The organism is Clostridium weizhouense (assembly GCF_019431045.1).
GTDB classification, from domain to species: Bacteria; Bacillota; Clostridia; order Clostridiales; family Clostridiaceae; genus Clostridium; species Clostridium weizhouense.
Genome location: NZ_JAHXPT010000001.1, coordinates 325,892 through 339,082, shown reverse-complemented (window position 1 = coordinate 339,082; position 13,191 = coordinate 325,892). Strand labels below are relative to the sequence as shown.

The 13,191-nt window shown below is 27.4% G+C and carries 11 protein-coding genes; 8 read left to right on the top strand and 3 right to left on the bottom strand.

Features of this window, described 5'->3' with window-relative positions; translation table 11 throughout:
- Positions 1–100 precede the first annotated feature (100 nt).
- From KYD98_RS01565 to KYD98_RS01545, 5 genes are all read left to right on the top strand, one after another.
- Positions 101–1,816, top strand: coding sequence for a type I restriction-modification system subunit M (locus KYD98_RS01565; protein WP_219777832.1), 1,716 nt, complete (start codon positions 101–103; stop codon positions 1,814–1,816).
- A complete protein-coding gene (locus KYD98_RS01560; protein WP_219777831.1) occupies positions 1,809–3,053 on the top strand; it encodes a restriction endonuclease subunit S in 1,245 nt (414 codons plus the stop codon). The genes KYD98_RS01565 and KYD98_RS01560 overlap by 8 nt, the downstream gene beginning before the upstream one ends.
- A gap of 3 nt (positions 3,054–3,056) precedes the next feature.
- A complete protein-coding gene (locus KYD98_RS01555) occupies positions 3,057–4,055 on the top strand; it encodes a DUF5677 domain-containing protein (protein ID WP_219777830.1) in 999 nt (332 codons plus the stop codon).
- The gene (locus KYD98_RS01550; RefSeq protein WP_219777829.1) at positions 4,048–7,056 is read left to right on the top strand and encodes a type I restriction endonuclease subunit R; all 3,009 of its coding nucleotides are present in this window, start codon (positions 4,048–4,050) and stop codon (positions 7,054–7,056) included. The genes KYD98_RS01555 and KYD98_RS01550 overlap by 8 nt, the downstream gene beginning before the upstream one ends.
- Before the next feature lie 79 nt (positions 7,057–7,135).
- A complete protein-coding gene (locus tag KYD98_RS01545) occupies positions 7,136–7,408 on the top strand; it encodes a hypothetical protein (protein WP_219777828.1) in 273 nt (90 codons plus the stop codon).
- A gap of 92 nt (positions 7,409–7,500) precedes the next feature.
- Here the strand turns inward: KYD98_RS01545 and KYD98_RS01540 are convergent, their stop codons facing one another.
- On the bottom strand, positions 7,501–8,076 hold the full coding sequence (locus KYD98_RS01540) for a sigma-70 family RNA polymerase sigma factor (RefSeq protein ID WP_219777827.1): 576 nt from the start codon (positions 8,074–8,076) through the stop codon (positions 7,501–7,503).
- Between the two features lie 125 nt (positions 8,077–8,201).
- On the opposite strand from KYD98_RS01540, the gene KYD98_RS01535 reads away from it, so the two are divergent.
- Positions 8,202–8,906, top strand: coding sequence for an N-acetylmuramoyl-L-alanine amidase (locus KYD98_RS01535; RefSeq protein WP_219777826.1), 705 nt, complete (start codon positions 8,202–8,204; stop codon positions 8,904–8,906).
- A gap of 118 nt (positions 8,907–9,024) precedes the next feature.
- Here KYD98_RS01535 and KYD98_RS01530 read toward each other — a convergent pair whose 3' ends face one another.
- Entirely contained in the window at positions 9,025–9,312 is a 288-nt protein-coding gene (locus KYD98_RS01530) for a hypothetical protein (RefSeq protein WP_219777825.1), read from the bottom strand.
- Positions 9,313–9,741: 429 nt separating this feature from the next.
- On the bottom strand, positions 9,742–10,278 hold the full coding sequence (locus tag KYD98_RS01525) for an RICIN domain-containing protein (protein ID WP_219777824.1): 537 nt from the start codon (positions 10,276–10,278) through the stop codon (positions 9,742–9,744).
- A 313-nt stretch (positions 10,279–10,591) separates the two neighbouring features.
- Here KYD98_RS01525 and KYD98_RS01520 point away from each other — a divergent pair, with 313 nt between their 5' ends.
- Positions 10,592–12,601 (top strand): methyl-accepting chemotaxis protein, encoded by a 2,010-nt coding sequence (locus KYD98_RS01520; protein WP_219777823.1) that lies wholly within the window; start codon positions 10,592–10,594, stop codon positions 12,599–12,601.
- Positions 12,602–12,870: 269 nt separating this feature from the next.
- Positions 12,871–13,050, top strand: a complete 180-nt coding sequence (locus KYD98_RS01515; protein WP_219777822.1) for a hypothetical protein — start codon at positions 12,871–12,873, stop codon at positions 13,048–13,050.
- Positions 13,051–13,191: the final 141 nt, after the last annotated feature.

The following is a 13,191-nucleotide window of genomic DNA, read 5'->3' as shown; positions in this document are numbered from 1 at the left end:
AGTATAAATAAGCAAGTATATTATAAACAAATTATGAAATATAAAAAAAAGATAGTATAATAAATGTATATTTTAAAATTAATAGACAGAGGAGAAAATTATGGGAATAAGTTCTAATATAAATGAAAAAGCTAGTCTTATATGGGCTATAGCAGATAAATTAACAGGAGTATATAAGCCACATGAATATGGCGAAGTAATATTACCTTTGACAGTTATAAGACGTTTTGACTGTGTTTTAGCTGATACTAAGGAAGCAGTTTTAAAGAAAAATGAACAAGTAGGAAAGCTTCCAATGAAAGATGTTTTTCTATGTAAAGAATCAGGATATGATTTCTACAATGTAAGTAAATTTGATTTTCAAAAATTATTAAGTGATCCAGATGGAATAGAGGCTAATTTTAGAGCATATCTAAATGGATTTTCAGAGAATGTAAGAAATATAATAGAAAAGTTTAATTTTGATAATCAGATAACAAGACTAGCTGAAAAGAACCTTCTATATATAGTTATTCAAGAATTTGTAACACCTAATGCAGACTTACATCCAAGCAAGATATCTAACCTTGAAATGGGTTACATATTTGAAGAAATAATAAGAAAATTTTCAGAAGCACATAATGAAGATGCAGGACAACATTATACACCAAGAGAAGTTATAGAACTTATGGTAAACATATTATTTTATAATGATAGTGAACTACTAACAGGAGATATAGCAAAAACAATATATGACCCAGCTTGTGGAACTGGAGGTATGTTATCAGTAGCAGAAGATTATTTGAAAAAATTAAATAATAATGCAGAACTTATAGCTTTTGGACAGGAAATCAATGACCAGACTTATGCTATCTGTAAGGCAGATATGCTTATAAAAGGTGCTAATGCTAATAATATAAGGAATGGTAATACATTATCTGATGATAAGTTTACAGAAGATAAATTTGATTACATTTTATCAAATCCACCATTTGGACGTGAATGGAAAAATGATAAAAAAGCAGTTGAAAAAGAAGCAAAACTTGGATTTGCAGGACGTTTTGGAGCAGGAGTACCAGCAGTGGGTGATGGTCAAATGCTATTTTTAGAAACAGCTATAGCTAAAATGAAACCTCAAGGTTCAAGAATAGCAATAATACACAATGGTTCACCATTATTTACAGGAGATGCAGGAAGTGGTCCATCTGAAATAAGAAAATATATATTGGAACATGATTTATTAGAAGCGATAATAGCTCTTCCTAATGATATTTTTTATAATACGGGAATTGCTACTTATATATGGGTTTTATCAAATAAGAAGCCTGAATTAAGAAAAGGTAAGGTGCAGCTTATTAATGCTAATAACTTATATGAAAAAAGAAGAAAATCACTTGGTAATAAAAGAAATGACATTCCCAAAGAATATATAGATGAAATCACTAAATTATATGGTGAATTTAAGGAAAGTGAAATAAGTAAAATATTTGATAATAAAGATTTTGGATATTCAAAAATAGTAGTTGAAAGACCTAAGTTAAATGAAGAGGGTATACCTGAATTAAAGAAAGGTAAACCAGTTGCAGATACTTCACTTAGAGATACTGAAAATGTTCCATTAAAAGAGAATATACAAGAATATTTCAAAAGAGAAGTATTACCTTTTGCTCCTGATGCATGGATAGATGAAAAGAAAACTAAAGTAGGATATGAAATTCCATTTACAAGATATTTTTATAAATATGTATCACCAAAGCCAGCAAAAGAACTTGAGATGGAAATAAGAGAAATAGAAATGGAACTAGATGGTGTATTGGAGGAAATATTCAATGACTAGAAAAATGAAAGATAGTGGAGTTGAATGGATTGGAGAGATACCTGAGGGGTGGAGCATAAGGCGTTTAAGGTTTTTATGTTCAATAAATACAGGGAACAAAGATACTGTAAATGCAAAAACTGATGGGCAATATCCATTTTATGTACGCTCACCTAAAATAGAAAAAATAGATACATATACTTTTGATGGAGAGGCAGTATTGACAGCAGGAGATGGTGTTGGAGCAGGAAAAGTATTTCATTATATTAATGGAAAGTTTGACTATCATCAAAGGGTTTATAATTTACATTCTTTTGAAAATATTAAAGGAAAATATGTGTATTATTATTTAAAAGAAAATTTTATTAAAGAGATAGAAAAAAGTAATGCTAAATCAACAGTAGACTCTGTAAGATTACCTATGTTGTTAAATTTTCCAATTGTATTACCTAGTATAGATGAGCAGAGTAAAATAATAAGTTATTTAGATAACAAATGTAATAAAATAGACCAAACAATAGAAAAAGAAAAGCAAGTAATAGAAAAGCTAAAAGAATATAAACAAAGCATTATAACAGAAGCAGTTACTAAAGGATTAAATCATGATGTAAAGATCAAATATAGTGGAGTTGAGTGGATTGGAAAAATTCCTGAACATTGGGAAAATAGAAAATTAAAAAGTATTTTATCTGAAACTATGCAATATGGAGCTAACGAAAGTGGAGAACTATATAATAATAATGACCCAAGATATATAAGAATAACAGATATTACTTTAGATAATAAATTAAAAGATAATGGAAAATTATCATTACCAATTGATATAGCTAAACCATATTTATTGGATGAAGGAGATATTTTATTTGCTAGGAGTGGAGCAACTGTTGGAAAATCATTTATTTTCAAAGAAGAATTTGGTTTGTCTGCTTTTGCTGGGTATTTAATAAAAGCTAAGATAAATAAAAATAATGCAATTCCATTGTTTGTTTATTATTATACTTTAAGCAATAGTTATAATGAATGGAAAAATAGAATATTCATACAAGCCACAATTCAAAATATAGGTGCAGATAAATATTCTAATATGAATATAGCCATTCCACCTATAGTTGAACAACAAGAAATAGTAGATTATCTTGATAAGAAATGCTCAGCAATAGATAAATTAATCACAAATAAAGAAAAGGTAATAGAAAAACTAACAGAATACAAGAAGTCATTAATATATGAATGTGTAACTGGTAAGAGGGAGGTGTAATATATGGCTGAAGATATGGTAGTAGAAATAATGAATGAAGGAATTATGGAAGCTATTAAAAGCAAAGTAAAAGATAAAAATAAAGATATTGATATAGAAGAATTTTTTAAGAGTATTGATTATGATGGTTACTTCAGACATACATTAGATACTATAAGCAATCATACACTTGATTATTTTGAAAAGACAATGTATGAGATAGTTATGGAAAAAAGAAATGAAACAAATGAATTTTTAGCAAGGCAGGAACAAAAATGGGGTAAGTGTTTTGTAGTATCAGATGCGATGTATATAATGACATTAGAAGCTAGTGAAAAATATTGTGAATATGTTTCAGAGCTAGATAAGCAAGAAACGCAAAATAAAGATTATTTATTCCTATCATTAAGAGAGATTCATGCACGTGCATTACAACAATTTTTAGAAATAACTTGTTTAATGAAAAATGGATTTGCAGATGGTGCTTATGCAAGATGGCGTTCAATGTATGAATTGAGTATTATAGCAGATTTTATAAATCAGAATGGAGAAAATGTTGCTAAAGCATATTTTGAGGCAACAAATACTAATGATAGATATGATTGGGCTAAGACAGCACAATGCTTAAAAAATATAGATAGACACATAACATTTGCAGACATTCAAAGACAGTGTCATTTCGCAACTAGAGATTGGAAGAGACAATATAATTTAGCTAATAAAGTGGTTCATGCATCACCACAAGGCACATTTGGTAGAATGTCTAGATATAGTGAAAATGATAATTTAATAATAGCTGGGAGATCAGATTATGGTATTACTACACCAGCAGAACATTCAGCAATTTCACTTGTAATAATATCAAGCCTATTCTTCACATTGTTTCCTAATGGGGATTCGCTAGTGACATTAAAATGTTTAAATGAATGGATATATATAATAAGAAAATATTACTTCACAGCGCATAATGAAATATTTGATGATGACAAAATTGAATTTGAAGAGGGTGAGAGGGATGAATGAAGAAGAATTAAAGGAAAAAGCCTTTGAAGAATCTATAGAAGAGTATCTTATAACTGAAGGTGGATATATAAAAGGCAATCCAAAGAATTTTAATAGAGAATTAGCTTTAGATAATGATAGTCTTATTAAGTTTATTAAAAAGACTCAACCTAAGAAGTGGGAACGTTATGTGACTATTTATGGCTCAGCTAGTGAGGAAAGTTTTATTAAGCGTTTCAATAAAGAAGTTAAGACTAATGGTTTATTAGCTATATTAAGACGTGGATTTAAGGATAGAGGTATTAAGTTTGATGTAGCATATTTTAAACCTGCAAATACTGATAATACTGAAAGAGTTAAATTATACGATGATAATATATTACACTGCACAAGACAGCTACATTATTCAATATTTAATGAAAACAGTATTGATATAGTTTTATTCTTAAATGGTATTCCAGTAGTATCTATGGAGCTTAAATGCCAATTTACAGGGCAGACTATACACAATGCTATCAATCAGTACAAATTTGATAGGGCAAGCAAGGATACTATCTTTGATTTTAGAAACAGGGTATTAGTTCATTTTGCAGTAGATTTATTTGAAGTTCATATGACAACTAGATTGAATGGAGAGAATACATACTTCCTTCCATTTAATCAGGGGTCTAATGGTAGTGGTAATGTTGGTGGTGCAGGTAATCCATTAAATCCAGATGGATACCAAACATCTTACCTTTGGGAAAAAGTGTTGTGCAAGGATAGGTTAATGGAAATTATTCATAAATATATGCATCTTAAAAAAGAAGATAAGAAAGATGAAGATGGCAAGGTTATAGAGACTACAGAAACTCTAATCTTTCCAAGATACCATCAATTAGATGTAGTAACTAAACTTCTTGAAGATGTAAAGAAGAATGGAGCAGGAAAAAACTATTTAATTCAGCATAGTGCAGGAAGTGGTAAATCTAACTCTATTGCATGGTTAGCTCATAGATTATCAGGATTACATGATGATAACAATAATCCTATATATAAATCAATAATAGTAGTTACAGACAGAAGAGTTCTTGACAGTCAGTTGCAGGATACAATTTATCAGTTTGACCATGTTTTAGGTGTTGTTGAATGTATTGATAAGAAAAAGCACGCAGTAGACTTAAGAGATGCTATAAATGCAGGTAAAAGAATAATAATTACTACGCTTCAAAAATTTCCTGTAATTTATAAAGAAGTACAGACAGATGGCAATTTTGCAATTATTGTAGATGAAGCTCATTCAAGCCAGACTGGTGAAGCTTCTAAAAAGTTAAAGAAAGCACTTGCCAACACTGAGGACATATTAGAAGAATACAGAGTTATGGAAGATGAAGCAGAAGAAAATGTAAAAGATGATGAAGACAAGATGCTTGATGAACTTGCATCACATGGAATAATAGACAATTTATCATTCTTTGCATTTACTGCTACACCAAAGGAAAAAACATTACAGATGTTTGGAGATAAACAGACTGATAGAACATATAGAGCTTTCCATATTTATTCTATGAGACAAGCTATAGAAGAACATTTTATATTAGATATATTAAAAAATTATACTACTTATAAAATGTATTATAAAATAGCTAAAAAAGTAGCTGATGACCCTGATGTTGATGCTTCAAAGGGAGCTAAAGAAATAGCAAGATATGAAAGTCTTCATCCACATAACTTAGCTCAAAAGACAGCTATAATGATAGAACACTTTAGAAATATTACTAAAAATAAAATTGGTGGTAAAGCTAAGGCAATGGTAGTTACAGCATCAAGACTTCATGCTGTAAGATACTTGTTTGAATTTAGAAGATATATAAAAGAAAAAGGTTATACTGATTTAGATGTACTTGTAGCTTTTTCAGGTACTGTAAATGACCCTGATATTCCTGATACAGATTTTACAGAAGAAGGATTAAATAAAGATAAAAAAGGCAATACAATTAAGGAAGATTCACTAAAAGAAGAATTTCATGGTGATGCTTTTAATATGCTTATTGTTGCAGAAAAATATCAGACAGGATTTGATGAACCATTACTTCATACTATGTTTGTAGATAAGAAGCTAAGTGGAGTTAAGGCAGTACAGACATTATCTCGTCTTAACAGAACAATGAAAGGTAAGGAAGATACTTTTGTACTTGATTTTGTAAATAGTGCAGAAGAAATGCAGAAATCATTTCAACCTTATTATGAAGCTACAGTATTAGAACAAGAAACAGATCCAAATGTTATTTATGATTTAAAAAATGGACTTGATTCTTTTCAAATTTATCAACCTATGGAAGTAGAACATTTTGCACAAATATTCTATGGTAAAGATAATAGAGATGCACAGGCTCTTTTAACTGGATGCATTAAACCAGCTCTTGATAGATATAATGCAAAAGAAGATAAAGAAAGGGAAGAATTTAAATCATCTCTTGCTACTTTTGTTAGAATATATTCATTCATTATACAGGTGTGCCGAATGTATGATAAAGATATGCAGAAGTTCTTTGTATATGCTAGATTCTTAAATAAATGCTTGCCTAAGGGTGAAAATGTTAAAATCGATTTATCGGACAAGCTAATATTAGAATACTATAGACTTGATAAAACTTTTTCAGGAGATATACTTTTAGAAAAGAGTGAGGGTTATGTAGCTAATATTAAAGGTGGCATTGGTGGTAAAGAGAAAAAGGAAGACTCATTATCTGTTATCATTGATAAAATGAATGATAGATTTGGAACTGCATTTACTGAACAGGATAAAGTATTAGAACAGATGAAATCAGATTTTGCCAAAGATGAAAAGATTGTCAATGCTGTTAAAGCAGATGATAAATCATTATTTAAGTATTTATATGAACAGAAGTTTAAAGATGTTGCTGTAAATAGGTATGAAGAAAATGATAAATTCTTTATGAGTTTATTCAGCGATGAAGAAAAGATGAACTTTATTATGAATATGATGTCTGAAGTTATATTTAATGAGTTAAAAAAATAAAAGGGTTAAACTTAAAATTATAATAAAATTTAGATAATATTTAATTGTTTAAATGTAGGAAAAGGAGAGGTTAATTAAATTGGCAGAAAAAATAACTGGAAATTCTCCAGTTAATAGTCAGGATGCTAAAATTACATTATCTAAATGTGATCCACCAATATTTTATAAACCGTTAAATGAATGGTTAGATAATGGACAAGGTTTTTTTGAAACCTTTTGTAAGAGGCTTCATCCACAGGGTTCACATCCTGGACTTTCAGATGAGCATGATTCAATATTCAGATTAAATCTTGTTCAAATCACTACACTTGAAATTTTAAGAAGATATGATGAAAATTATCTAATATATTAGATAATAATTATTATTAATATAAAAGTACTTATAAAATAAATAATATCCTAAGGCAATTTTTTACCTTAGGATATTTAATTAATTATTTGAAGTTAATTGTTAAGAGTACTAACATATCTACCAATTTTTCTTAAAGCACTAGTCTTTCTATTAACAGCAGTGGAGTAGCACATAGCTTTTAAATCAGAGTAAAGTTTAATTGTATTATTTTTAAAGAAAACAAAATCTATAAGTTCTTTTTCCTCTTCACTTAAATTATTAATGGCCAATCTTAAAATTTCAAAATTACATTTATCACAAAGTATCTCTTCTAAGTTAGGATTATCAGATGGTAATGTATGTTCTAAATTATCACATAAGGTAAGAGCTTCATATCCTTCAGCAGAGCTTCTATTTTTAGATCTTTTTATAAGATCATTTATATTATTTTTTATTCCATTGGTAGCATAAGCAACAAATCTATGTTTTTCTAAGTTATATGAGTTTAAGCATTTAAGTAGATTTTTATAACATTCATTCTGTATATCATATAGATCATATCCATCTATAAAGGTTCTTTTTGAAAGATTTAATATAAAAGGTCTAAACTCTTCAATAAGTTTTTCTTTAGATAATTTATCTCCATCTTTAGATTTTCTAACTAAAATCTCAATATATTTATAATCCATATAACCCTCCTTGAAATTATTAAAAGATACATTTGATATCTATATATAGTGTTTTAATAAAAAATATTTCTATATATAGTATATATGTATTTAAAACCATATATCTTAGTTGGAGGTGTATAAAAATGGAAAAATTAAATACTTTAGCTATTGATATAGGTCATAATGTTAATTTTGATACTGGAGCAATAGGGATTAGAAAGGAAGATGAACTTAATATGGAGGTTGGAAAGGAATTAATTGATAAATTTAAAGCTACAAATATTAATGTTATTAACTGTACTCCATATAATGCAATAAGCTTACATGATTCGTTAAACCAAAGAGTAGTTGCAGCAAATAAAGGAAAAGCAGATTTCTTCTTATCAATTCATCATAATTCATGTCCAGGAGGAAGAGGGGCAGAGGGGTTATGTCTTACCGGAGGAATAGCTGAACAGGTAGGCATATCAATATTAAATGAAATTGAAGAGTTAGGATTATACAATAGAGGGATTAAAAATAGAAGAGATTTATTTGTAATTAACCAAACTATTATGCCAGCCTTACTAATAGAGTGTGCTTTTTGTGATAGTGAAAGTGATATGAACGGTTATAATCCTGAAAGAGTTGCAGGAGCTATATTTAATGGTATATGTAATGTATTTGATATTGAAAAAGATTTATCAGGTTCATTTAATGAAAATCAAGTTTATTATAATGTGGTTAAAGGAGATACTCTATATAAAATTGCTCAAAAGTTTAATACTACAGTTGAAAGTTTAGTAGAACTTAATGGAATTAAAGATGAAAATTTAATTTATGTTGGAGAGGATCTTAGAATAAAATAAAATTTATTTTAATAAAAATAAATTTAGCAAAAATCATTTTCTTGTAATTAAGAAAATGATTTTTGTTTACAAGTTGAGATACTAATTATAGTGTATATCATATAATTTTTTAATTTAACTAATCATCATTATTAGGTATTTCAGATTCTTCACGATATTCATTGTAAGCATCTTCTATTTCAGTTGCTAAAAGATCATAATCAAAATCTTTTTTAGTAATTTTATTATCAACTTGTTCTTTAACTTTTTCTAATATAAAATATTCTTGTGATTTTTTAAATTCTTTATTTTTTACTTCATAGAAAGGATTATATAAAGTTTCTCCATATTCATTCATTTCAATTGAAATTTCTTTTGTACTATTTTTATAATAAATTTCAAAATATTGTTCATCTCTAAATGCCATAAATATTCGCCTACTTTCAATAAAATATAATTGAATTATATCATATAATATAGCATTTAAATATAATTGTTAAAAAGATTAATTCTAGATTTAATTAATACTATAAAATATTGATATTACTTAAATTACATTAAATATGGTCGGAAGAATTAAAATTTCCGACATTCTTCCGACCATCAGTAAGTTATAATATATTACTTTAAAATATAATATGTATTGATTTAATATTTTTAGTCTAAAGTTTGAAGTAATTTCAATTATAGATAGATACAATAAAATATATTAAGTTATAACTTGGTATATTTATTCAAGATACCCCTCACGCGGAAGTTGTTATTAAATTAACCAAATAATAACATTGGAATAAAAATTAATATAAATAAAAATAGCAAGTCAATATACAATGTATTTTTGACTTGCTATTTTAGATTAATTAATCGCAATAAATTCCCACTTTTGAGCCCCTGTACCATTGTCGGTAAAAATATCTACATTGGTATAGTTTTCAGTCCCGGCAGCATATACATCAAGAGCTTTATTGCTACCAACATTAATTAATTTATACGTTCCATCATTGTTATATAATATTCTCCATTTTTGAGCATCTGTATCATTATCATCATAGATATTTACATTGGCGTAATCAGAAAGTCCTCTACTATATACATCAAGAACTCTTCCGCTATTAATATTAATTAACTTACATAGTTTATCAGAGTCTACAATTACTTTCCACTTCTGAGCTCCTGTACCGTTATCAGAATAAACATCAACATTAGTAAAATTATCTCGTCCAGCAGCATATACGTCTAAGGCTTTTCCACTATTAACATTAATAATCTTATAAGTTTGTCCAGAAATAATAGCATCTGAAGCAAAAGCAGGTATACTAGAATTTGTAGTAATAAATAATAATGTTGCTGTACAAAGAGTAAAAATCATTTTTGATAATATATTTTTCTTCATTATCTAATCACATCCTTATGCTTTTTATCAATTGAAAATTTTAATTGTTTAAAATTTAAATATAGTTCAAATTTTATTATACCAAATAAGTTAAATATTGTGAATAAATAATAAAAATTTACAGATAAAGTTGTAGTGGACGCAATTCATATGAAAGTAGGTGAAAAACTAATTCTTAGTATTAAAAAACTAGCTATAGCAAAAATAGAATCCTAAATTTACTTATTTATACTTAAATTTGATAAAAAAGGGCCGATATATATGTGTAAGCAATAAACTAAATTTAGAAAATAAATCTATTTAGGAGGGAAATATGTCAAAGATAAAAAAACAAAAGATTAACTTTAATCATTTTTCTGTTAAGATTTTTATTATACTTTTAGCTACAACAATATTTTCAGTAGGTATATTTGGTGGAATAACATATCTTAGTACTAAGAAATCAATAGAAAAAGAATTTAACCAGAATGTAACAAGTCTTTCTTATTCAATAAATCAAAATATGGATAGCATATTAGGAGGGATAGAGACTCAAATAAATAATTTAGCTGTAAATGTAGATTTTACTGATCTAGAAGAAAAACCTCATTACAAAGAATTTACTCAATTATTTTTAAATGATGTTAAGAGTAATAATGATTCATTTTTAAATGTTTATTATGCTACAAAGTCTAATATTTTTGTAATGGCACCTTCATCAGAAATTAGTTCAGATATTAACTGGTCAGAAACGGAGTGGTATAAAGGAGCAGCTGAAAGTAAAAAGTTTAATGTAAGTGAAATATACACAGATACAGTTACAGGGAAAAAGACAATATCTGTAGCTAAGGCTGTTGTTAAAAATAATGAACTAGTAGGGGTTATAGGTATAGATATAGATTTAGAAAAGCTTTCAAGTAAACTTTCTAATTTTAAAGTTGGAGAGAATGGAACAGTATCTATATTTGATAAAAAAGGAATAGGAATTGCAACTCAAACTAAGTCATTACTAGGAACTGATTATTTTTCAAAATTATCTGCATGGAAGGAGATAGATTCCAATAAGAGTGGTAATGTTAAATATGAAGTTAATGGAGTTAAGAGAATAGCTTTTTATGAAACTAATGAAATTACAGGCTGGAAAATAGTTTCATCAATACCATTAGTAGAACTTACAAACAAAACAACAAGAATAGCAGTTATAACTGGGATATTAATAATAGTATTTGCTATTTTAGCAATTATTATAGCTACTTATATATATAATAAGTTTAATAACAGTGTTAGAGATTTAAAGAATGGATTTAAATTAGCGTCACAAGGAGATTTTTCTAAAAGATTAGAAGTAAAATCAAAGGATGAGTTTGGTGAATTATCAGAGAGCTTTAACATTATGGTTAATAATGTAGCAACATTACTTGAAGGCGTAGATAGTTCAACAGATAAGGTTTTTCAAAATTCATCAGATATTGAAGGCATGGCACAAGATGCATCTGCATTTGTGGAAGAAGTTTCTGCGACTATGGATGATATAGCTACAGGTGCCACATCTCAAACAACAAATATAGAAAATATATTAAATGAGGTTGTGAGTTTATCTTCAAAGATAGATGGTATAAATAATAATGCAAGAGCAATAGAAACTATATCAGAAGAAGCTAAAAATAATAGTAAGAGAGGTAGAGATGCAGTTGAAACACTAAATAATGCTACTGAGCACTCTAAGGCTTCTTATGAAAATATAAACAAACAAATTATAGATCTTCATAATAGTATGCAAAATATAGGTAATATAATAGCATCAATAACAGCAGTAACAGAGCAAACAAATCTTTTAGCTTTAAATGCAGCTATAGAAGCAGCAAGAGCAGGAGAAAGTGGACGTGGCTTTGCAGTTGTTGCAGATGAAATAAGAAAGCTTGCTGAACAATCAAATAATTCAACAGCAGATATAGAGAAAATATTAGAGGGTATGTACCATAGTTCGAAACAAACATTAGAAGCTATGGATGGTGTTTCTGTAAACTTTAAAGAGCAAGGAAAAGCATCAGAGCAAGTTGATAATGTTCTTAAAGATATAGTGAAATCTATATTTAATTTAAATGAAAATATAGATTTAATAAGCAAAAGTATTACAGATGTTTATAACAATAAGAATACACTTGAAGAAAATGTAACAAGCATAGCAAGTATATCAGAAGAGACTACAGCATCTACAGAGCAAGTAACAGCTGCAATACAAGAACTTTCAAGTAATATTCAAAACTTTACTAATTGTGCTACTGACTTAAAAGATCTTGCAGATAACCTAACAACAGAAGTAAGTAAGTTTAAAATAAAATAGTATAAAGTTAAGATAACATGATCGAGTTAGTTATACTTTTTTAACTATTTATTAAAAAAAGGCAGTAATGCCTTTTTTTATTATATTTGAGCTATGAAATAAGTAAGCAATTAAAAAATAAAACTTAAAGAATAAATAATTTTTTATGAATTGAACAAAATAAATTTAAGATTAATTTTAAAAAAATATCAAATTTCTATTGTCAATTAATAATTATTATTATATAATAATATACATAGAATAGGTAAAAGATAAAGGAGAGAAGTAATATGAGTAATAAAAATCTAAATAAACAAAATGAATGTAATTGTACAGAAAAATATGAAGTGAGTTTTGAAGAGAAAAAAGCTAAAGTAGATCCATCAAAACCATGTGATCCAACTAATCCAGATTATCCATGGGTATCATGTGGTATAGATAAAAAAACTAAAGATAATGAAGAAAAATAATTTGATTTTTTAAAGCTTTATAATATATAGTTATAATTCTAATTCATATATTACAAAATTGTTATATAAATGTAATAAAGAGCAATGGATGAAGGATTACTACCAATATATACTAATAAATATCAAGCATATTAAAATTTC

Bases quoted from the DNA above. Each gene is read 5' to 3' on its own strand.
- KYD98_RS01535 (WP_219777826.1), top strand. From the start codon at position 8,202: ATGGAAAAATTAAATACTTTAGCTATTGATATAGGTCATAATGTTAAT.
- KYD98_RS01525 (WP_219777824.1), bottom strand. From the start codon at position 10,278: ATGAAGAAAAATATATTATCAAAAATGATTTTTACTCTTTGTACAGCA.
- KYD98_RS01515 (WP_219777822.1), top strand. From the start codon at position 12,871: ATGAGTAATAAAAATCTAAATAAACAAAATGAATGTAATTGTACAGAA.
- KYD98_RS01540 (WP_219777827.1), bottom strand. From the start codon at position 8,076: ATGGATTATAAATATATTGAGATTTTAGTTAGAAAATCTAAAGATGGA.
- KYD98_RS01520 (WP_219777823.1), top strand. From the start codon at position 10,592: ATGTCAAAGATAAAAAAACAAAAGATTAACTTTAATCATTTTTCTGTT.
- KYD98_RS01530 (WP_219777825.1), bottom strand. From the start codon at position 9,312: ATGGCATTTAGAGATGAACAATATTTTGAAATTTATTATAAAAATAGT.
- KYD98_RS01565 (WP_219777832.1), top strand. From the start codon at position 101: ATGGGAATAAGTTCTAATATAAATGAAAAAGCTAGTCTTATATGGGCT.
- KYD98_RS01560 (WP_219777831.1), top strand. From the start codon at position 1,809: ATGACTAGAAAAATGAAAGATAGTGGAGTTGAATGGATTGGAGAGATA.
- KYD98_RS01555 (WP_219777830.1), top strand. From the start codon at position 3,057: ATGGCTGAAGATATGGTAGTAGAAATAATGAATGAAGGAATTATGGAA.
- KYD98_RS01550 (WP_219777829.1), top strand. From the start codon at position 4,048: ATGAATGAAGAAGAATTAAAGGAAAAAGCCTTTGAAGAATCTATAGAA.